This is a genomic window from Blautia sp. BCRC 81119 (assembly GCF_003184505.1).
Taxonomy (GTDB): Bacteria; Bacillota; Clostridia; order Lachnospirales; family Lachnospiraceae; genus Blautia_A; species Blautia_A fusiformis.
This window is the reverse complement of record NZ_QJHD01000005.1, coordinates 17708-40570: the sequence shown is the minus strand read 5'-3', so window position 1 is coordinate 40570 and position 22863 is coordinate 17708. Positions and strand designations below refer to the sequence as shown.

The following is a 22863-nucleotide window of genomic DNA, read 5'->3' as shown; positions in this document are numbered from 1 at the left end:
TTTCGATGATATTATTTTTGCGGTTTCTTTTTTCTCTCTGTGTCTGCGAATTCCATACCTCTTGTAAAATCGTCTTTTAAGGTTATATAGGCATTAAATGTGTTTCCACCTTTACTTTTCAAATCCTTTTTGAGGCCTGTCTTTTTCTTTTCAAGCAAATCCTTCATATCTTTTTCTGTCAATACGACCTTATCGCCTGGAAGCATTCTCCAAATCTGAAAATCGCACTTACCGTCTTTTTTATCTGCGCAGGAGAAAGCCTTGTCTGTTGCAACAATTGGCTTTCCGCATTTCGGACACTTGAGACCGGTATCTTTTGCAATGCTATGTTCCCATTCCAGTTTTCCATCTTTCATTATCAGACTGGCATTAAAGGATGTACCATCTTTTTTCTTAAATCCTTTGATTGCTCCGGTAGACTGCCCGGAAAGTAATTTTTTCACCTGTGTATCTGTCAATGTTTTTCCACAGATTTTTGTCCAGAATATGAAGCCGCACTCGTCGTCATCACATTTATAAGACATAGGAGTCTTAACCAGAGGCTTTCCACACTTTGGACACGTCAAGTCTGTCTTACTTTCAAATGGAGCCCATGTAATTTTATGTTCTTTATTTAGTATTAACGCGGCAGAGAAAGTGCTCCCATCTTTCTTCTTGAAACTCATAACTCTCGTAGCCTTTCCGTTCAACATATCCGCCATATCCCTATCTGTAAGGTCTGTTCCTGCAACACGTTTAAATACGGAAAAATCACAGTCAGGATAACCGCTGCAGCCGTATCCTTTTGGCAGGGCAACGACTGGTTCTCCGCATTTCGGGCATTTGCCGACCTCTTTTCTGTTTCCTGCAGTCACTTTCTGGATTTCCATCCCTTCCAGTTCTTTTAAAGCCTGATATACATAATCAATGACCTTTTCATAGACTTCATCATATGTCTTGGTGCCTTCACGTATATCATTCATATATACTTCCCACTGTGCAGAAAGTTCGGGGCTTACAATAGAACTGCTGCCAAGATTCTCTATGTAACGTTTACCGGAATCTGTAATATGGAGGCCCTTTCCTTTCCCAGACTTTACGTCATCAATATATCCAGTAGAAACCAGTTCTGAAATAATTGCGGCTCTGGATGACGGCTGGCCAATACCTCCGGCTTTTTTCATTGCTTTCTTTAGCTCTGTCTCATCAGCCGCCATGTATTTCTGGACATTCTCCATCGCTTTGATAAGTGTTGCCTGTGTAAAGCGCGCAGGCGGCTTGCTTATGATTTCGTGCAGGGATTTTTCTTTTTCTTTTAATTTCTGCCCTTTTTTAAGGTCTGGAAGCGGTGCTTCCTTTGGCTTTGATGTAAGGACTGTAAAGCCAGGATTCACAACTTTGGAGCCGGTGCAGGAAAACTTAATATTGTTGTCAGTCAGCACTGCTTTTGTTTTCTCTTCTTCCAATGGAGGGAAGAATATTGCAAGAAATCTTTTGAAAATCATTTCACAGATATGCATTTCGTCCATTGTTAAATTACCGAGTGCTGCTGTATCGCCTGTCGGGATAAGCGCATCATGCGAGGATTTCTGCACTTCAACATCATTCACAAATCGTTTATTCCCCTGTGCAGCAGCGATTGCTTCCGGAGTAACCGTTTTTACTGCTGCAGAAAGACTCGGCATAGCCTCTACCGCTTTCAGTAATCTGGCAAAGTCTTTTGATTTTTCGGTAGACACATACCTTCCATCAGTTCTTGGATATGAAATAAGCTTATGTCTTTCATACAGAGACTGAATCAGCTCCAGAGTCTTTTCCGGGGTATATCCATACTTAGAACCGGCTTCGACCTGGATGTCGGTTAATTTATATAACTGGTCCGGCTGCGTTTTCTTTGCTGTTTTTTCAAAATTCAGCACCTCCGCTTCACCGCTTAATGTAGTCAGAACTTTCTGGGCTTCATTTTTATCAGCATAAGACATTGCCTTGCCTTCATCGTCAATCATATATGCGGTAACTTCCGGGTTTTCTGTTACGATTGCCGGCTGATATGCCGTCTTAGAGCTAAATCCGTCAATTGCCTTACAGTTGTCATACACGAGTTTTAATGTTGGCGCCTTAACTCGTCCAACCTTCATCAAAAAACCTGATTTCACTGTATATGCGACAGTCATATTAAAACCAATCAGCCAGTCGAACCGGCTTCGGATTCTAAAAGACTGTGTCATTCCTACATCACGTGGATTTGTATGATAATCTGTCAGGTTATTCATTGATTTCATGATTCCAGCCGGCGTCAGGTCAGATTCAAAAAATCGGTAAGTCTTATAATTCTGCAGCCCAAGGTAAGTTTCAATCAGGTCATAGATTCCGTTACCTTCCACATCACTATCGGTGCCGACAATGATTGCATCGTATTTAACTTTTTTTAGCTGTTCTTTTAAGTCTTTTACTTTGTTATCTGTCAAGATTCCAACCCTAAACGGATTCGGAATCATTGGCAGCTTTCGGTCTGCCCATTTTACATCCCAGTCTTCATATTCTTTTGGTTCACATAAACGGCAGATATGTCCGGCGAGAGCGAAAAAATCAATATCGCCGAGCGGCTTATTGCTTGCATTATAAGCAGCCTTCACCGATTTCATAGCAGATGGCTTCTCCGCCAGATATAAATATCTCATTTTTTATTCCCTCCTTATAAAATCTTGATTGTCTGATTAGTTATCTTTGTAATTTTTTTTAAAATCTTTTTTTCTTCCTCTGTCTGAGGCTTCGGCTTATGTTCGCTATACCAAAGCAAATACAGGTAATATCTTTCTGGATTTTTTTCAATATAATCAAAAACGTCTTCCTCTGACGGAATATATCCATCGTTTTCCATTTCAATTTTTTCCAGTTTATCCATTAAGGCATCAAAGTCATGCTCTGTTATTTCAATATGTTGCATATCTTTCTCTCCTTTTTTTTATTTTTGCGGTTTGCCTTCAATATGCCGAATTTTTCATTTTTCGAACGGAGTAAAAATGCTTTTTTTTGCAAAAAGAAAGGACACCGCGTATTTTATACGCGGTGTCCTTTCTAACCAGCAATGTCAATCATTATCATCATCATAATCATCAAAATCTACATCGTTATTTTTTTGTGAAGCCATACAATGAGCACCATTTTTACATCCTTTTTTTAATTCTTCAAATTTATCTTCTGACAGGATATCATTAACTTTATATAAATCCTGCCTGGATATGTTTCCTCGTTTTTTCTTGGATATTGACAACTGTAATCGTTCTGCTACTTTAACGATATTACACTGGTCATTCTTTGCGCCGAACCAGCACACATGTCCATCACTGATTCCGTTGCAGGCAACGACTAAATCCTCAAATTCCCCGTCGTGTTGCTCAAAAGCCCTGTTTATCAGACCTTTTGCAAGAGCAATATCCATATTTTTTCCGTCAAACAATATCGTTGTTTCGTCGTTACCCATAGACATCTGGATTGTGTCTTCCAGCAATTCACTGTACTTTGTAATCATTGAATTCCTTGTTTTGTTATTATCTGCATCCTTAATCAGATAATATCCATCTTCTTCCGGATAGTTGACCAGAATTCCGTCCAGCACTTCTTCCAGTGTTTTAGGCTGGTACTTTTCGCTTACTGTATCATTATTTTCTTCCTGCTCGGCTATCTCCTCATATTCTACTGACTTATCAACGCACGAAAACTCTTCGTCCTGCTCCAGGAAATAAAAGTTTTCTTCATCCCCATCACCTGTTTTCATAAACTGTGGATGCTTTTCCAGTGGATATTTACTATCATAAAATGGGTCGATTCCTCGCATCATGACAATACATTTGTCAAACGGCATGGTCATTATCTCATCTGGAAGCATCAATTCACGTCCTGTTTGGTTAAACGATAGATTGCCTCCGCTCTTGCCCACGGGCGTGGATTTACTTCTCGACGTGATGGTACCTTTTCCAAGTTTTTTACTGAAATAATCTGCCGTAGTCTGCTCATTTGTACCAAGGCAGATTGCGGTGTCACAGTTACCGATGATTGTCTCATAGTCATCCTTATACAGCATTTTTATCTGTGCAATAGACTGCAGGACAATCGTTGTTGATATATTATATTTTCGGCAAGTGGAAATCTTCTGTGGGAATTCCGGAATCTTGCCGATGTTGGCGAACTCATCGAGCAGGAACCTTACATGATATGGAAGCCGGCTATTCGGTATTGTGGCACCCTTATAATATAAAGATTCAAACATCTGAGAGAACAGCATGGAAATCAAGAAGTTAAATGTGCTGTTCGTCTGCGGAATGATTGCAAAAAAGCACGTCAATTCATCGCCCACCTTCTCCAGTTCCACGTTATCATCATCTGTCAGATTCTGGATTGCCGGAATGCTGAATGGGTTCAGTCTAACAGCAGCTGAAATCAAGATGGATTTCAACGTTTTTGTTCCACCAAGTTTGAACGTCTTATAGTTGGTGAGGCAAAGTGAAGTCTCTATTTTATCACGCAGCCTTCCAATTTCTTTTTGGTCCGTAACTTCCACAGCATCCAGCACCGTCTGTTTCTTTCCTGTCTTTTTATCTGTAATCGTTTTTTTACCGATTTTTTTTGTTCCATCAAACAATTCATCAAGCGGCATATCTATAGAGAAGCCAAATTCAGACGATGGCTTTTGCCCTGGCCGGCCGTTTTCATCCATCTGTGCCAACTGTACCATCCACAAAATGGTTGAGAACTTCCTAAACTCTGCATCAGCAATATCAACAAGATAAAATACCAGCGCTGAGAGCAAAGCCTTTTCCGATTTATCCCAGAACGGGTCGCCGCTTTTTTGGTCCGGACCTGTTGTGTTTGAAATAAAACAGTCCACCAGAATACTGACATCTGTTTCGCTCCTGACGTATCGGAATGGATTGTACTTATTTGAATGAGACATATCGACCAAGTTAAATACTTTTATCTTATACCCATTCTCAACCAATACGTTATGCATTGATTTCAGAAGCTCTCCGGAAGGGTCTGTTACTATGTAAGAGCAGTTCATCTGTAATACGTTTGGCTTTATAAAAAATCGTGATTTACCAGTACCAGCACCACCGACAATAAAAACATTGTTATTCAAATGTGTTTTCATATCAGCTGTTGACAGCCTTACCAATTCCGATTCTATCATGTTAGGGTTCCCTGGTACTGGTGGTGTCTTTTTATTGTTCAGGTTTTCCCCACCCATTTTTTTTGTCAGACCAGGCTCGTCACTAAAAGTCTTTTCACCAAACGGCTCCGAATGTCCTTGGTTAAATTCTTCAACTTTCTTATTCCAATGAGCCGAGCCGGCCTCTTTACCGGCCGCATCATGTTTCCATTTTTGCTCATATATCATGAAAAGCGCTACACCAATCCAATATATAAACGTCCATCTTAAGCATGTACCCCAGCTTACCGGATTTAACCAATAGAAGATACCAAAATGGGATACCGTTTCCACTGCTGAAAAGATACTTGCTCCATCCTGTGTATGCTTCTGATAGCCAAATGCACCAGCTATCATCAGTCCAATAAACCACAAGATGCCATACAAGACAAAGGCAAGCTTTTTCTGTTCAAGTTCTTTATCATCTTTCATCTACCAGCCCCTCCCTGTCTTGTCTACATCCTTTCGCAAATTGTTTTATATGTTGTTCATGCATCTGTTTATAATCCTGCTTATCCTGCTTAGACATCTTGTACGCTTGGATATCTTCTATCTTGTAATCCCGACATACCCGCATCCGCATCAAAGAATAAATCGCTTTTCTTTCGCGGTCTCCATAGTCCTCAAGATTGTTTACCATCTTTCCAATTTCATCAACAGAAGGGATATCACTTAAATTTAATATATCCAATGCTTCTCTTTTTTTTAGCATCAGAGGGGATTCCCGTAAACTTTTACGTGTCATGTCCTTGCTCATCGCATCGGCGAGTTCTCCATAAAAAACTTTCACAGGAAATTCTTTTCCGTTCATCGTATTCAGAATTTCACTCAATACTTTACGCTCATAATCCGGGTCATTTTTTGGAATAAAACGTCCTTTTTTTAATGGATTCATACTGATTGCTCCATTTTTGTCAACTCTTATTCCACGTGTCCCTGCTTCACTTCCTAAAAATACAACGCCATCATGATTTAGCGCCTTTGAAGCCTGGTTGATGGCATAGCGCCAATACAAATTCTGTGATACGAAATGTTTTTCGCCAACTTCCGTGGTTTCTTCTCGCTTTATTGTATCTATCGCGTTTTTAAATATATATTCTTTATTTTCTGCAAGCAAAAAGCTAATCCTTCCATCCTCTCCGATAGACTGCTTATAATCCACTCCTGCTTCCTTAAGAAAATCTATCATACCTTTTGCTTCGCTGTGCGAAAATCCTCCATACTGCACCAGTTTTTCTCCAAGCACCAAATGTGGCTGAATTTCCATGTATTTTTCTCTTTGTTCTCGTGGATATATTAAAACCAAGTTTCCAGCAATATCCAACAGCCATGAGTCAAAAGCATCATTTATATCTGCTTCTTTTAATATTTTTTGAGCCAGTCCTTTATCTTTCATATCAAGGACCACTGCATCAACTCCGCGATTGTAATGGATGCATTGAGCAAGAGTTTCTGCATGTCCGTTTTCATTTACTTCCTGTCTGGCTTTAAAATATCTGTATAAAATATCTGTTGTCGCCATATATTTTTCCTCCTTTATCTTTATCTCCAATATGCAAAATAAAAAAAATATCGGCACGGCTAGGTTAAAAAGGGATTCATTTCGCATATTAAAAGAAAGAAATAAAAAATATCGGAAAAAGGAGTTAAAATACAATGGGAATATTAAACGATTATGAAGATGTCCTGCTTGGAAACCGGCAGCGCATACCGACAAGCTATTTTTTGTTTGATAAAAAGGGAAACGAGAGGATTGCACTTTCTGTAATCCGATATGCGATAGAGAATTTATTAGGATGGGATATCCACAATGCAATAAAGCTATTTAATAAAAATTACATTTCGTTTATGAAACTTGACCAGATGGTAAAATACATTGCGTTTCCATCTGATGTTACCAAGGATGATACAGAATATATCCTTTATCTTCTTTATCCTCGCTATGTAGATTACGACGTAAAAAGGTATACACTTCGTGTATATGATAAGGTAATGGCAGGAGAGGGGCGATACCCAAAGGACTATATGTACGGATACTTAGGTATGCTTCGCGCCAAAATATGTCTTCAATACGTAATCAACAAAACATGTATGTTCAAATCAGAAGATGAACTATACAGGTTTTTTTCTTCAAAAGAGTGTATTAAATATTTAAAACAAAATAAATTATATCAATTATATATCAGTTTTTATGCAACACCGCTGGAATACATGCACGACAGCATGCCGTCTGCAGTGAAAAATGATTTTCTTTTTCATAACTATATGTTCATGTCAAAATATGGACAATTAGAAAACGCGCAAGAATAAAAAAAGCAAGAGGGCTGCCCTCTTGCTTTTTTATTATGTTAACTTTTCTATTCTTATCTTATTCGCGTTTTCTTGGAAGCACACAGTAAACATATTCATTACTGTCCCCACAGCACATCCAGATTGGCGCTTTCGGTCCAATCACTCCGATTGTAATTTTGTCCTTAGGATAAATGCTTGCTGCTTCTTTCAGAAAATCCGGGTTAAAATAAGCAGGCTCTGGAACTTCTCCGACTGTCTCAGCCTCAATCTTTTCTCCATACTGAGAAAGACCGATTCCTCCAATCTCGAGTTCTTTTTCTTTGAATTTCAGCATCGCTGATGAGTTCACTCCAGATGCCCCGGTCTCCTGAAGTACATACTGAACACAGGAGATGGATTCAATAAAATCTCTCTTGTCAATTGTGATAGAGAATTTGCAAGCATCTTTTCCGATTTCTCCGTCAATCATTCGCTGTACGGCCGGATATTTTTTATCCAGGACCGGAATGCACACATGCTTTTTACTGTAATCCATATATAATTTTCCGCTATCGATAGTAATATCGATATTAGCATCATCATCTGATGCATCTACAATGTCAATCATTGTCTTAAACTGCTCAGGCGGAACAATCACAGTTCCGGTGTAGTCTCCATTCTTGACAGCATATGCAGTTCGCTGAGCCACGCGTAAGCCATCAAGACATGTAATCGTAAGAGCCAGCAGTCCGTCCTCATCTTCACGGATATTCAGATGTACGCCATACCCTGCATTTGTCTCCTCACGGCTTGCAGCAAAAATTGTTTCTGCAACCATTTTCTTTAATGTTGCAAACGGAAGCGCAACCTTCGGTGTATCTTTTTCAGGCTTGGCTACGTCATTAAATACAACATCAACTCTTGTGAGTACAGTCTTTGCATTTCCGTCTCTGTACATCATGGTCATAGCGTTGCCATCATCACTTGATGACGCAGAGATTTTTCCGGTGCACTTTCTAAGACTAAAGATGTTAAGTTCTGAAAATGACACGACAAACTCTCCATCTTCTCCATCTGTCAATTCAACCTGGACGATGCATCCAATATTACCATTTGTAGATAATTCCAGGATATTTCCTTTTACCTCCATCTTAACAACGGCCATTTCGTTGATACCGTTTTTCTTTACAGCTTTTCCAATTGTTGCGATTGCTCCTCTAAATGTCTCATAGTCTGTTTTAAATTTCATAATATTTTTTCCTTTCTTTTTTTAGCTATTTTAGCTATATTTTGTTTAGCATCTTTAATATGCCAAATTTGATTGTCGCTAAAAAACACCAGAGCAGCATCTCCAGCCTGAAACTTCTGTTCTTTGTTACTGACTTCCCGGATTTGCCGGACTTATTTCCAGATATCAGACTGCCATTCTTTTTTCTCTTTCTTCTGCTTTTTCTTTGAGCAGATTTTTAAGCTCCATCATGCTATTCACTCTATATTTATCCATCAATTGTTTTTTTACATCAAAAGTATCAACACTTTCGATACGCAGCCCATTTTCTTTTTCCTCTTTTTTGGTAATCCCCCATTTCTCAGTCAACGTGTCATAATAAATCTTCCCAATCGAAGTATCGCAAAAAATCCATTCTGCATAGTTTCGATACGAACTCTGCCAAAAATACGCATAGTTTACAACACAGGCCTTTTTATTTTGTTCCATCTTTTTCATCCTGCGGTAACTTCCGGTGCAGTCTATAAATGTTTCTTTTAGATTTTCCAGGCTGTTCTTATCTGTAAAATTTTCACCGCACTTTTTAGCCATTCTCTTTATATCAAAATATGAATTATCAATAGATTTATACTTGGATTCAATGATATCATTATTCAGCATCGAAATAATAGAATATGGTTTGCAAGAAACTATAATCCCGTCATATTTTATAAAATAATCAGACACAGCTCTTGCCATTTCCTTCTTTTTCATACCATTTCTTAATTCTTCAAGTGTTACTCCAACTTTTCTTAATGTTTCTGGTCTTCTCTTTCTTTCATCTTTACAAACGATGTTCAATTTGGCACAAGGGTCAGAGTTTGCAATGAATTTTCCGATTATATTAATAACATCGCCATTCTCAAGAACATCTTCCACATAATAGGTTTCTGCTTCGATACGCAGGATTTCTTTACCTACGCTAAATATATTCAAAAAAGTAATATTACGAGAGCCTCTAATCATATTTTCCACATTTTTTGTTTCATATTTTGCCGTTTCTGTCATAAATGCCATACTTTATTCCTCCATACCTTCTTATGCATTTATCTCGATACCTCACCAGCCCTGCCGGATTCGTTACCAATTTACGCAGCAAATGTCAAGCGAAGCCGTAAGACTGAGTGCAGAGATTAAAATTAGTATGCCAAAAAAGAAACCGGAGATATCTCCCCGGTCTTATATTTTTTGAAAACATTATCTTATCAGAGCGCGCCCTAGCTCCAACTCATAGCGACGCTTTCCTCCGTCATATCCGCTGCTTGTATGCTTTTTGTTTTTTATATTAAATATCCCTGTCTTTATTACATCTGAAGCCATAGCGATTGGTGTATCAGTGTTAATAGATGACATGTAAGTTACAAACCTCTCTTCTGCTTTTTTTGGAACAAGTCCTTTTTGCAGCACGTTTTTAATGATATCATTTGCTGTAATATTTAGATTTAAATCTGCCGTATAACATACTTCAAATCGCTTAATGATGTTATCGGCAATCTCGTCTCCGGACATCTTAGTACGATGGTTAACTTCCATGCTGTCAAGGATATACAGCCTGTTATCAATCTTTACTGCAAAATCGACGCGCATGCTCTTTCTCCCAGATAATGTATCCTGGAACAAAATACATACCGGGATTCCGTCGGAACGCAACCGGGCAGGTTTGCATCTAAAAGTAAAGCTTAATGCTGGCTGTCTTTTTATCTGCTCTAGGTATGCAGACTCAAACAGCATACTCCTTCCGCATTTATTATATAGACATCCAGCAATCTCTACCGCAGAAATCTGATTCTCACCATTCATAGATTTTAACCCAACAAGCCGTGCATATACTTTTTTTCTGGCACGGACCAGTTTATAATGAATACCGATAAGCTCATCTGTCCGCCTTAATCTTCCGGCCAGTGTTTTCAATGTGTCCGGTGATGAGAAATGATTTACCGTTATAGGAGGTTCTTTTGTTTTTCCTTTGTTCATACAGTCATCAACGATATTCTTGCGGCTGTAATCGTTCAGTGTTCTGCTGTTTACTTCGCGGCTTGGGATATAACGTATTCCGTCAATCTCATAAAAGCACTCGGATTTATTGATGATATAGCACATTTTATCAGGCAATTGCTCAAAAATCGTCTCCTGTTTTCCAGTACTTACAGATGTGACCAGCATTTCCAGCCCTCCTGTTTTTATTTCCTTTGCCTGATAGATTTTTGCTTTTTTAAAATCAATCTTTGTCGATTTTATTGCAGAAGAATAGTCTTCCCATAAATCTTTCAGGCCTTCCATATTAAATGTTCTCAAATTAATTTCCCCTTTCTTATTTGTTTTTGTTTCACATTTAATATGAATGTTTTTTGTTTCATCAAAAAAGCAGCGGAGTTTATGCCGCTGCCTCATATAGTTACTCTGAATCTTCGTTCTCATCATCGTCTTCTTCGTCATCCGGAGCCAGGTTCGGAAGTCTAAGATATTCTGTATCGTATGAAAGGACTTCCAGTGTCCTTCCCCTTACGTCATACTCTTCGCCGCATACTCCACAGGTGTACTGTTCTTTAAATTTTCTTGCCTGCAGGGCGCCATCTACAAATACGAGGGCACCTTTTTCAAGATTCTGGTAATCTTCGATAGATTTGTCGCCATAAGAATACACCCACGGATAGTCTGTCCTTTCGTACATTTCATTTCCGCCCTTTGGGCAATACTTACGGTTGATAGCCAGCTGGAATCTTGTATACGGCTTTCGTCCTCCCTGCAGCTCCCCGTGGATAGGAGAGTTTGTTAAATTACCAAGCACAAACACACGGTTTGCATCCTCTTCGTTTGCATGCAGATACTCGTACGCTGCCTGTTCGGTTTCAAACTTCTCCTCTACTCTTAGCGTAATTGGATATACAAAAATCTCATTACCACCGGATTTTGGCTTTCCGTTTCTTACGCATGCATCAACTCTTCGGTTGACCGCATTGCAAAACGGACACTCTGCTTTTTTATCTTTTTCTCTTGTTGCTAAAAATCCTGTCATTTTTACAACATCCCATAACTGCAATGTATCCATCACATCAAGGATTTCTTTTTCCTGTGTTCTGGCACAAAAAGAAACACTGTTTAATTGATAACCGCTTGTAGCCTTGTCGTACTCTCTTCCACTCATAATCGTTGTAAGACCAACGATTCCGGCTCTTCCGTCAACTGTGTCTTTGAATTTTGGTTCCTTTCGTACCAGCGCAAGAACACTCACATAATTATGTCTTGCCATATTTTTTCCTCCTCTTTTTTTTCTATAGTTTTCTTTCTTTTAGAGAGTCTTTTTTTTCTTTTCTCTATTCTCCAATATGCAAAATAAAATAAAAAAGGTACATCGTAGCATTTTGCGATGTACCTTTTTCTTATTTTTTTTGTCTATTGCAGCGCCTGTCAGTCAGTTTCGTCCTTATGCATATCATGGACCATTCCCGCATTAGTCATCGCCGACTGCATACTTACTTTCGTCCTTGGTGCTTTCATGCAGGCATCCTCAGACACCGTCTTTTTGACGCATCTTTCTTTTCGGATTTTTTCCGCTTCGGCATTTGAGAATTCCTTTTTAGGTTCCTTTGTTGCTCCCCAAAAAGCCTCGCCGGCAATCGCTGCAGGCCCGACACCTTCTGCCAGATTATTTGGGATAAAGATTTTTGTAGCCCGGCCATCGGCCACATCCTTCATCGCTTCAATAGATTTTAAACGTAAAATATTTTCATTTACGCCTGACTCCGCAAGCCTTCTAAGTCCTTCTGCTTCTGCTTCATATACAAGCCTGATAGCCTCCGCCTGACCTTTCGCAAGAGCAATTTTTGCGTCTCTCTCAGCTTCTGCGTCAAGCAGTTTCGCCTGCTTATCACCTTCTGCCCTGGATACTACAGATTCTTTATGTGCCTGTGCTTCCAATACGGTCTGGCGTCTTTCTCTCTCAGCCCTCATCTGCTTTGTCATGACCTCTTCAATCTCTTTCGGTGGCTTGATATTTTTGACCTCCACGCGTGATACCTTAATACCCCATTCATCAGTTGCTTCATCAAGCACATCCTGCATCTGGCGGTTGATATCTGCCCTCGAAGACAGTGTCTGGTCTAATTCCATGGCGCCAATAATACTTCTGAGAGTCGTGGCTGTCAAATTCTGTAAACCAGTGATAGGTTTCTCAATCCCATATGTATACAATTTTGGGTCGAAAACACTTGCATACACGACAGAATCGATACTAATTGTGACGTTATCTTTTGTGATAACATCCTGTGGCGGAAAATCGTACACCTGTTCCTTGATGGAGATTTTCTTTACAATCTTATCAATGACTGGAACTTTCACATGCAGGCCAGCCTCCCACGTTGTGCTGTATTTTCCAAGGCGCTCAATAATGTAGCATGCCTGCTGAGGGACGATACGTATCTGGTTCGCCAGGAATACAATGATTATTACTAGAATAACTATAACAAAAAACATATTTTATCCTCCTGTGTGTTTTGTTGCCGATAACCGAAACAGGAATTTGAAGTGCTGATACAATGGCCAGTTGTTGCAGACACGTTGTTTGTGTCCCGGTTCTCTATGTACAATATGATAAATATTTGGAAGAACAGTGTATTTGTATATAAAAAACGTATATAAAAAAACATGGAGGTCATCCTAATCGGCAAGCCGATTACTCTGACCTCGAGACAAGACATGCACTGCAAAATCGCGGAAGGTTCTATCCGCTCCGATACTGGATATCCTATAAGTTTTCTTAAAATTCATATATATCGTGATATCCAGTATCTTCGCGTTCCAGATATATGAAGATTTTGCAGTGTGCATGTCTTGTCTCAGCTTTTTCTTTCGTTAGTGCGGGCGTGATTCATATATTCTAAAAGTTTTGGCATGTTGAGTGTTATTACGATGCGTAATGTCGCTTTACCGGATAAATCACACCCTTCGTTAATGGGCTGCATTTCCTGTTGCCATCTCAACGTTACACTTTGAAAAAAGTAAATTTATATTTCGTAACCTTACGTTTTGAAAGGCGGCCAAAGGCCGCCATGCAGCCCAGAGGAGGAGGGAGCTGAGCAGATTGACATAGTTTCTCCTTGCGAAAAAGCGCAGACTCTCCCTATAATGGTATGCGTCTGCGCGGAAGAAGGATAACGCTATGCCATTCTGCTCAGATTTTATGTAGCCCGTCGGAATCGGTCGCTTCACATCATGACGGTCTTAGATAGCAGTCGCACTCATCGAAAAACTTATCGAAGAGCTTATCGGAAAGCGCAACCCTGCAGTTCAAATCAGTCGTGCTGATTTTGGCGTAGTCTAAATTATACATTTCTTCTGTACAATCTATGGCACATCCCACACGCCATGATGTTTCCATCATCCTACAGGTCCCGGCAGCCCGCAAGCTGTCTGTGCATCTGTGCTTCACTTCCTCCTGTTGCGGTTTTATTACATCAACTGTATATACAGTTTGTCTTTATTCCCGCGGATTCCGTTGTCCACAAACTCCCCCGCGTCCTACTCTTAACCAGGCTTTCACCCGTGCTTTCGCATCTTACGCATACAACTACGTATTAGGCAAAGGGCTTGCAACGCACTACACCCCCTTAGGTCATCGGATAGTCTAAGACCAAACTATTTTCTCCGCTCCCTGCTCGACTTTTGCCGCTCGGCAACACTTAACGTTGTTTTAGCAACCAGATTGGTCCTTGCTCTGCATTACTGCAGCATATGTCTCGTTCTCATCACGTTTTTTTATTATTTTTGCTGATTTTGTTTTTCCTCTCTTTATCTTTATGCAAAAAATAATAATTAACGTCCTCTTGGTAGAGGTGACACCTCAATATTCAATTTGACCGCGTGATATTTCCACGAATCTCCTGTCTCTTTTTATTTCTTTTTTTCGCTTCTTTGTACAATATCAGTAAGGTCCTTCAGGACTTTTTGCAAAATTCCTGGCTGTCATCTGTATCATCAGAATCAATATGCAGAATAATTTGTGAACCGGACGGATTTTTTTTATTTTTTTTAAAAACCATCGACGGGAGGAAAGCCCTCGTCCAACTTTGATAACTCGCCTGCCTCGCAGGACTCGTTACCAGATTTCATTGATAACTCCCCGGCTTTGCCGGAGTCGTTACCAGCATAAATTGATACCTCGCCGCTCGCCGTATTGGCTCGGCACCAGATTAAAAATGATACTTCGTGTTTCGCACTCAGTACCAGAATGAATATGATGCCTCACCGGCCTTGCTGGATTCGGTACCAGATTAAAAATGATAACTCAGGCTTAGCGCCTTCGTTACCAAGCCTCGCAGAGGCTGACAAGCGAGCATAGCTGAGCATAGCTCGCGGTATCATGAGCCTGTATGACAGGCTACTTATTTTTTTTCGTTCTTTTCCATCCTTCCGACATGTCCATGTCATCGAACTCCTCATACATGTCGTCATCTTCATTCCCATCATCACCCATGACTGGTATGTAATTATCCTCCAATGCTTTTTCCTGTGCGATAATATAAGGGTACAATTGTGCAAACTGTTTATTATTTTTTAGCTTTGTGGTAATGCGTGATATCTTACGTTTTACTTTTGGAATATTACTGCCTGGAATCTGTTCTGCAATCTCACGATAGCTGGAGTGCTTTTTACTTGAATTCTCAGGATTTAACAACAGTTCTAAGAGATTAAGCTCTTCATCCGTCAATACATCCTTAAGGATTGTTTTTAAGTTTTCCTCTGATTCTGATTCAATAACAGATTCTTCCGGTCCTTTAATTGATGCTGTATAGTCTGCGCCCGCATCAATTAATGCTTCGTATGAGACGCTGTCTTTTTTTGACATTAAATCAAGAGTATTCTTTACGGTCGCTTCTGACAGCCCTGTCAGGCTCATGATTGTCTCAATGTCATCTGCATTTAATCCATATTGTTTACAGTAATTCTGTGCGCCATTGATTTTTTTCATGGCATTCGCATAATACACAGAGGTTTTCCTGAAATTTTTGCTTGCATAATCGCTTACCACATGACGAATCCATGGCGCTATGAACGTAGTGATAGCACCTTTGTCAGGGTCGTAATTTTTTAATTCCGAAAAAATCTTAATCCACACATCTTGAACAATGTCTTCCTGGTGATATCTGTTCTGCATAAGTGTGCGATAGTTATCCCAAAGTGTTTTATAAACGTAATTTTTGATAAAATAGTATATCTGCGTAAATGCGTCCTGCACCGTTGCGTTGTCGCCTGCTTCAAGCGCCATATGGTATACTTTGACCAGTTTATTAATCTCTTGTGGGTCGTATTTTCCATTTGAACTGTAGACTACCTTCTTTTCTTCTAATAGTTGAGCATTATCGGCAGCATTCATCTTTGTCACTGACGTGTCCATCAAAAAACTCCTCCTTGTTGATTTCTGGCTTTAACATCTTTTTTATAGTTTCACGATAGCTCCTCTCCGGCACCGATTTGATGTCACTCTTATCTATCTGACATAAACTTTCTCCCATCTTTTTTAATTCTTTAGTAGTTTCTTCTAATGGTTTATATTTGGAACTCCATTCTTTCCAGATAGTTTCAAAGTCATAACTTTCGTTCCCGGCAATATATTCTGCTAGATTTTTCATTGCTGAATACATTGTTTTTCGCATATTCTTCGGCCTCCTTTTCAGGTCTTCGTGTTCTATGTTAATATGCCGAAAACAATATGAAGGATTACGTTTTTTTTGCAAAAAAAAGAGCAGGAATATAAATCTCTGCTCTTCGTGTTGCTTAGAATTATTCGATTGAATTATCGTCCTCGGTGTTATCAGTTTCAGCAGCATCAGAGCTGCTTGTTGAATTTTCCTGACTGTTAATTTGAACTTTTTTATAAATGCTGGTGACAACATCCTCCTCAAATAAAAGGTACTTTTTTCTTTCAATTTCATATTTCGAAAGTCCTTCTTTTTCCGATTTGTCTAGCTTTTCATACCTTTTTTCCAGGTCCGTTTTTGTCGCAACGCCATCATTCTTTATAACCGATGCGATAAAGAAAATTTTATAAAGACTATGCTTTGCCTGTTCATATGTTGCGTTTGGGTCATCTTTCTGGAGGACTTCCAACTCTCTTTGGATAAGGCTTTCCGGAAGCTGAATGAAAGTAGTCTGTTCCATCATCGTATCAATCAGTGAATTTATCGTATGTTCTCTTGCAATTTCCTTAGCCTCTCCGCTTGCATCGTTTTTTAATGCGGAGCACATATCATGCACACTGTCGTATTCTGTGTTGTTCTGAATGTAATCGTCGGTAACTGGATATGGCATATTCAAAATATCAGATATCGTTATGTCTACCGATGCATCTTCGACACCATTAAAAGTTGTATCCGTTACTCTTACAGTGTCTCCTTTTTTAGCGTTATTTAATGCAGTATAGACATCGTCACTGTATATCTTCGAGTTGTCGCTATATGCCATTTTAAAATTACTTTTAACTTCTTTTACTTTGCCTTTTTGCGTTACTGTATAATCCACAATAAGGGTGATATTATCGCTACGGTCTGATTGCACTGAACCTAACCGGTCTGCAGTTTTATCGAGCTGTTCATACATAACATCTTGCACATTATCATCTGTGACCTCGATATTGTCCAAGTCTTCTGTAATGTCAATGTCTGAAAATGATTCTGGAAGCGAAACATATGATGTCATGTCAATCTCTGATAACAGTTCTGGACTTTTCACCTTTGAAACTGTTTCCTCTGTCTTTTGCGGCTCAAGTCCAGCATTCTGCCTGTTTATGTATAAACCGGCAGAGATAAAGCATGTGGCTCCAGCAAAAAAACATAAAAACACAACTATTTTTTTTACCATTTTTATTGACTCTCCTTCTCTCTGTTTAATCTTTCGTTCTGTTTTGACGCTGCTTCAGGGTCAGCCATCACGATATTACTGTTTGAAGCATTTTTTTGTATTGCAAGAAGATTACCGCAGTTTCCTGATATACTTAATTTGTCGCCGTTTGTTGTTGCCCCCATCAGTACACCTTCAAATGAATCCGAGTCTGAATTGATTTCCAACTTGCCATTTAAGGACTCACAGCCATTGTAACAATCGGTAAAATTTATTACGGATTCTGGAATCGTTGCTCCCGTCAGCAATCCGGTACATCCTGCATATGCTGCGCTGATTTCTTCTATACTTTTCGGGAATTTTACCGCTTCTTTAATATTGATACAGTCTTTATATGTTTCGTTCATGTAGATAACACTATCAGGTATTGTCGTTGCCTCCCTCAGGTTTGTGCACCCAGAATATAGTCCAGAGACGTTCGTCAGATTACTTGTTTTATCAAGACTGATTGGGCTTTGGAGTAAAATGCAATCGGCATATGTGTATTTCATTGATGACACATTGACCGGGATGATGTCTGCTTCTTTTAATGCAGAGCAGCCAGAGAATGCATAATCCATAATTTTTAAATTCGAGCACTGAAAATAATCAGGAGTCTTCTCTATTGCCGTACATCCTGCGAATGTACTCTTCATTGTCTTTAACGTTTTTGGCAGATTGTCGCAGTATACCAGATTTTCATTCCCCTCAAACCAGTTGTCCATATTCTCGATTTTTAGTGAATCGTCAATATACACATGGGAATATGTACTTGATGACCACGGAAACGTTGTGAAGTTTGTAATGTCCCCCTTTCCTGTGAATTCCAAATCTCCATTTGAATAGCATGTCACTTTTGCGCTTTTCTCATTTGGATATCCGATATTTTCTTCAAGTACCGGCTCTCTTGTGATGTCAACAATGACTGTTGCCGACTGTCCTTGAGCCTCAATATTCACTTCACAAGATGCTCCGTTTTCTGCAGCAGTAGTTGTTTTTGAAGAAAAGTCATTTATCTGCACAACCTTACCCGCCTCAGTGGTTCCAGTCACTTTAAACATGTTTTTAGATAACGACCCTCCCGGTCCTACCTTTCCAACGAATTCAGCCTGCAGTCCGGTTATCTCAGGGTCTTTGTTCATTTCTTTTGATATTTGTGTGTATCCAATCATCCCAACTGCAACAACGGCAACGGCGATGATTGCTTTTATTTTGTTGTCCATCTCCATCCTCTCCTTAGCCAATTTTGAAATCATCTAAGTCGTCATCTTCAAAAGATTCACTTTCGATTTCCTGATTTCTTTCTTTTTTGATAATGTGCGAAGTTAAAACCGGAGCGCTTGACCCGCGGACGACTTTTTGTCGGCCGGGGATTTCCTGTTCTCCATTAATAATCCGCGCTTCCCTCCTGTGGCCAGTTCTTAGACTCGGTGCCTCCTGTTTCTTATCAGTATTAACGTTATCTAAAAGTTCCTGTGTGCTGTTATACTCTTCGTCTTCTTCCTCATCTTCTTCCTCGTCTTCTTCATACTCATCCTCTTCATTCGTCGGCAATTTGTCAGCAAAACTTGATTCGTTATCGAACTCAGGGCGTGAATTTAAGCCTTCATGAAAAGCTGAAACCGCAGGGCCTGGCTCACAGACGATATCATCGGCCGAGTCCCCTTCGCTTTTTGTTGATTTATTGTGACTCTCTCTCGCTTTTTCTCGTTCCGGTTTCTCTTTAACATCTTCATGAGCGTTATTTCTATTTCCAATGTTTAACGCCTTTTTTATCGCGTTATTATGCATCTTCATGATACTTGTATCACTGTCAACATTGATACCCTCCAATGCAGTCTCATAATCACCCTGGTCTTCTTTAAGGAAGTTAAGGGCATTGATAATCAGATTGTACATATACTGATTTCCAGTATAAATATCAGCCAGCTGTTCAAGCGTGTCCTCAATGTTTCCAGTGTTTTCAAAACATTCCTGGAAATTTTCTGCATAATCGTCTGCAAGCAGTTTCTTGTTTCCTGATGCTTCACTCTCTTCCTGTGAGCCCATTTTTGCCAATTTAACAAACAGAGCGAAACCAATCACGACGCAAGAAACACCGGCTCCGATTAAAATAATCACTGTATTGTCCATTTTTCTACTCCTCCTTTATGCGTGCCCATCAGTAATGAGTAAATTACCGATGGGCTGTACTATTATTTTTTGAAATTTTCAGACAATGATGCTACAATGTCGTCGACATCTTCAGCAGCGGCATTTTTCTTAAAATATGACCTTGCTGCAATCCTGTCATCTTTTGTACTGTAAAATTTGACATCATTGTACTTTGTGTTAAGTTTCCTCAGAATCTGGTCTTTTAGCGCTGCGCTTCTTGATACTTCAACGTAGTTTGTCTCTCCGATACGGATTCTAACTTCAAGAGCCCCGTCATTGTATACAACAAATTCTGCATTTGGGGCATGGAATTTTTTGATTTCAGCATCGGAATACTGCTCATAATAAGAAATCAGGTCCTCCGGCGTCAGGATATGCCCGATTTCGTCCAGCTGCTTCTGGATACTTTCCGCGCGTTCTTCTACTTTTTTAACTTCATCTGCTACCTGGCTTTTGACCATGTCTTCAATATTGCTTTCAATCTTTTTGATTTCACGGTCCTTCTTTCCAATGGAATCAGAGAGTTCTTTGATTTTTGATTCTTTTGTGACAATTTTTTCTGTTAATTTTTTCTCCAAGGCAATCTTCTGTCCTACCAGCTGCTGTACTTTCTGCTTCATTCTGAACACTTCTTCTTCCGCTTCGTTATCAGTTTTTCCCAGGGCATTCTGTCTATCCTGCAATGCAGCCAGCTGCTTTGCGAGCTGCTGCAGATTCAGTATATTTTTTGTATCCCTTTCCTCATATTCTTTGATTTTATTCTGCATCTCCTCTTCATGCTCTTTTACTTTCGCCTCTTCTGATTTGATTTTCTCCTGAAGTGCAGCCCTTTCTTCTTCCAATACAGCAACCTGTTTTTGTAGTTCTGCCTCTTTTTTCTGCATCTCTTTTTCTTTCTGTTCCATTTCATTTTCACGCTCAGCGACAGCCTTCTCTCGCTCAGATACCATTGCTGTCTGTTCTGACAAAATCTGCTGTACGTCTGACGCAAAGTCCGCGGAATCTTTCTTTTTTAGCGTTCTTTCATATTCCTTCATGCATGCAACTAGAGCCGTTCTACATAAATCCAGACGCTCTTTTGTTTCATCCGGTGCGTATTTGTCTGGGCTTGAATACGTTCTTACTTTGAATACTTCATTGTCTGCGTCATAAGCAGCCATCAATTCAGGATAATTTGCATTGATGTAGGAAACATATATCGTGCCGGCATCATTATCTGCCGGAGTAGATACGGAAACCAGAATCTCCGCATCCAGAGGTAAAAAAATACAGTCTGTTGTAATTTTTTCTTTTTTGTCGGCGAGGATAACTTCATTTCCATTTAATGTCCCACCAATTTCAGCTGCTAAATCACAGAAAATTTTTTCCGCAAATTTGCGATGTTCTTCCTCATAGTCCTCTGTATCCTGCATCGTAGTTGATACCGCATGGTATGCATTATCCACGTGTACAAGATTTACGTTTTCTTCCGGGTTATAGTCTTCCTCTTTGGCCTCAACATCTTTTTCAAGAAAGTTTACGCAGTCGTTCTCAAATGTCACCACTGCGTCCTGCATCGCATCGATGATTTCTTCTGTTGTTTTTACTGCTTCTTCTACTGTCTGGTATGAAAAAAACTTTGAAAATGCAAATACCTGGCCGCTTACATACACATTGCATCCGGAATATTTTTCCATCATCTCCTGCTGGAACTCTTCTACGGATTCTTCGGAAATCGGATACTTATATTCCTGCGTACCTTTGATTTTTACTGTATTTGGGGCGCACTCAATCGCAACGCTTATACCTTTAATGCCTGTCTTTAATTCTGCATTAATCGTAATCTTGCTGTCCCCCTCTTCAATATTTGATGTGCCGGGAATATATGATTTGATTTCCTCTGCCATCCCAATTAAATAATTTTCTGCCATTATTTCTTTCTCCTTTCAAACTATCTAAATCAAAATTAATTTTCTCTAAGATAATATGCCAAATAATTTCAAGAATCGTTGCTTTTTTGCGCATTTTTTTTGCCGACAAAAAAAGCCCTCATCTGTGAATAAATGAAGGGCTTTTTCTATCTATTTTTGCTGGCTTCCTGTCGGCTGAGCGCTTTCTGTTTGATACCTCGCCGTATCGGCTCGGCACCAGATTAAAATTGATAACTCTTCGTTCGGCCCGGTACCAGATTAAAATTAATTTTTCTTTTTCTTCTTATAAATCAGCACTCCTGCGGCAGCACCAAGGCAAACAACAATCAGTGCTCCGATTGCGATGATATTGTTCTCATCTCCTGTCTCTACAACATTATTCTGTACTTCTACGTTTCCTACTGCTGTATCAGCGGCTGCCTGTTCAGGCTGTGAATTACCTTCTGCTTCTGTCGTTTCAGGCTGTGCTGTATTGTCTTCCGGTTTTGCCTCTGGGGTAGCGGTTGGCTTCGGCGTTGCAGTCGGTTTTGGAGTTGCCGTTGGGGTTGGCGTTGCAACTTCGTTGACGGTACAGGTGTAACCTTCTACTGTCTTCATGTCTCCATCTGCACCAAGAACCGTGTAAGAGATGTCGTAAGTTCCAGCCTCTTCATTGTCTACCTCATCGGTATTTAATGTTACGGAACTTACATAATCATCGAATGTACATCCGGATTCTGTAGGCAGTTCATCCCCTTTGTCAATCTCGATATCCTGCATGCCCTCAACATGTGATGCTAACTCAGGTTTTACGGTGCATTTTACAGTTGCAGTCCTGTCTGCGCCATGGCTGTCTTTAAAAGTGTATTTAACATCATATTCACCCGGCTCGCTTGTATGTACACCACTGATATCAGGTGTTATAGAATCAATATTGATATTTGATTCGGTGCCTTTGAACTCTTCCTCTACGGATGGGAGGTCTTCTTTTTCGTATACCGTGATAGCCGGCAGGCTTGATATCGTTTTTGTCATATCCTGCTCATATTTTTTTTCTACTACTTTTTTCTGGTATACAGTATAGCCCCCAGCGCCTCCAGCGGCTAAAACTGCAACAAGCACTACAGCAATTAATCCTTTTTTCATTATGTTTTCCTCTTTTCTATGAATTTTTATGTATGAGGCAGCACAGGCTGCCTCATGTAATGGTTACATCGTTC

At 39.8% G+C, this 22863-nt stretch carries 17 protein-coding genes; 1 reads left to right on the top strand and 16 read right to left on the bottom strand.

From position 1 onward, the window contains the following. Positions 1-11: 11 nt before the first annotated feature. The 4 genes from DMI82_RS04170 to DMI82_RS04155 form a co-directional block, all read right to left on the bottom strand. Positions 12-2660 (bottom strand): type IA DNA topoisomerase, encoded by a 2649-nt coding sequence (locus tag DMI82_RS04170; protein WP_110102572.1) that lies wholly within the window; start codon positions 2658-2660, stop codon positions 12-14. A 14-nt stretch (positions 2661-2674) separates the two neighbouring features. After that, a complete protein-coding gene (locus tag DMI82_RS04165) occupies positions 2675-2926 on the bottom strand; it encodes a hypothetical protein (protein WP_110102571.1) in 252 nt (83 codons plus the stop codon). 144 nt (positions 2927-3070) lie between these two features. Continuing rightward, positions 3071-5620 (bottom strand): VirD4-like conjugal transfer protein, CD1115 family, encoded by a 2550-nt coding sequence (locus DMI82_RS04160; protein ID WP_110102570.1) that lies wholly within the window; start codon positions 5618-5620, stop codon positions 3071-3073. Continuing rightward, positions 5610-6710, bottom strand: coding sequence for a hypothetical protein (locus DMI82_RS04155; protein ID WP_110102569.1), 1101 nt, complete (start codon positions 6708-6710; stop codon positions 5610-5612). Before DMI82_RS04155 ends, DMI82_RS04160 begins: the two co-directional genes overlap by 11 nt. 134 nt (positions 6711-6844) lie before the next feature. Here DMI82_RS04155 and DMI82_RS04150 point away from each other — a divergent pair, with 134 nt between their 5' ends. After that, positions 6845-7498, top strand: coding sequence for a hypothetical protein (locus DMI82_RS04150; protein WP_110102568.1), 654 nt, complete (start codon positions 6845-6847; stop codon positions 7496-7498). A gap of 58 nt (positions 7499-7556) precedes the next feature. Here the strand turns inward: DMI82_RS04150 and DMI82_RS04145 are convergent, their stop codons facing one another. From DMI82_RS04145 to DMI82_RS04090, 12 genes are all read right to left on the bottom strand, one after another. Then, positions 7557-8708 carry a DNA polymerase III subunit beta family protein gene (locus DMI82_RS04145; RefSeq protein WP_110102567.1) on the bottom strand — a complete coding sequence of 384 codons (1152 nt, stop codon included), beginning with the start codon at positions 8706-8708 and terminating at the stop codon, positions 7557-7559. A 165-nt stretch (positions 8709-8873) separates the two neighbouring features. After that, positions 8874-9743: a hypothetical protein gene (locus DMI82_RS04140; protein ID WP_110102566.1), complete on the bottom strand. Its 870-nt coding sequence runs from the start codon at positions 9741-9743 to the stop codon at positions 8874-8876. A 180-nt stretch (positions 9744-9923) separates the two neighbouring features. After that, positions 9924-11021 (bottom strand): hypothetical protein, encoded by a 1098-nt coding sequence (locus DMI82_RS04135; protein ID WP_146207127.1) that lies wholly within the window; start codon positions 11019-11021, stop codon positions 9924-9926. A 100-nt stretch (positions 11022-11121) separates the two neighbouring features. After that, a complete protein-coding gene (locus tag DMI82_RS04130) occupies positions 11122-11976 on the bottom strand; it encodes a single-stranded DNA-binding protein (protein ID WP_110102564.1) in 855 nt (284 codons plus the stop codon). Between the two features lie 158 nt (positions 11977-12134). Then, positions 12135-13199 carry an SPFH domain-containing protein gene (locus DMI82_RS04125; RefSeq protein ID WP_110102563.1) on the bottom strand — a complete coding sequence of 355 codons (1065 nt, stop codon included), beginning with the start codon at positions 13197-13199 and terminating at the stop codon, positions 12135-12137. A 1903-nt stretch (positions 13200-15102) separates the two neighbouring features. Beyond that, positions 15103-16119, bottom strand: coding sequence for a sigma-70 family RNA polymerase sigma factor (locus DMI82_RS04120; protein WP_110102562.1), 1017 nt, complete (start codon positions 16117-16119; stop codon positions 15103-15105). Further along, the gene (locus tag DMI82_RS04115) at positions 16082-16378 is read right to left on the bottom strand and encodes a hypothetical protein (protein ID WP_110102561.1); all 297 of its coding nucleotides are present in this window, start codon (positions 16376-16378) and stop codon (positions 16082-16084) included. Before DMI82_RS04115 ends, DMI82_RS04120 begins: the two co-directional genes overlap by 38 nt. Positions 16379-16505: 127 nt before the next feature. Beyond that, positions 16506-17582, bottom strand: a complete 1077-nt coding sequence (locus tag DMI82_RS04110) for a hypothetical protein (protein WP_110102560.1) — start codon at positions 17580-17582, stop codon at positions 16506-16508. A 2-nt stretch (positions 17583-17584) separates the two neighbouring features. Next, positions 17585-18823, bottom strand: a complete 1239-nt coding sequence (locus tag DMI82_RS04105; RefSeq protein WP_158526422.1) for a BspA family leucine-rich repeat surface protein — start codon at positions 18821-18823, stop codon at positions 17585-17587. A 13-nt stretch (positions 18824-18836) separates the two neighbouring features. Then, entirely contained in the window at positions 18837-19733 is an 897-nt protein-coding gene (locus tag DMI82_RS04100) for a hypothetical protein (RefSeq protein WP_110102558.1), read from the bottom strand. A 62-nt stretch (positions 19734-19795) separates the two neighbouring features. Further along, positions 19796-21664: a hypothetical protein gene (locus DMI82_RS04095; protein WP_110102557.1), complete on the bottom strand. Its 1869-nt coding sequence runs from the start codon at positions 21662-21664 to the stop codon at positions 19796-19798. Positions 21665-21928: 264 nt separating this feature from the next. Beyond that, entirely contained in the window at positions 21929-22789 is an 861-nt protein-coding gene (locus DMI82_RS04090; protein WP_110102556.1) for an LPXTG cell wall anchor domain-containing protein, read from the bottom strand. Between the last annotated feature and the right edge of the window lie 74 nt (positions 22790-22863).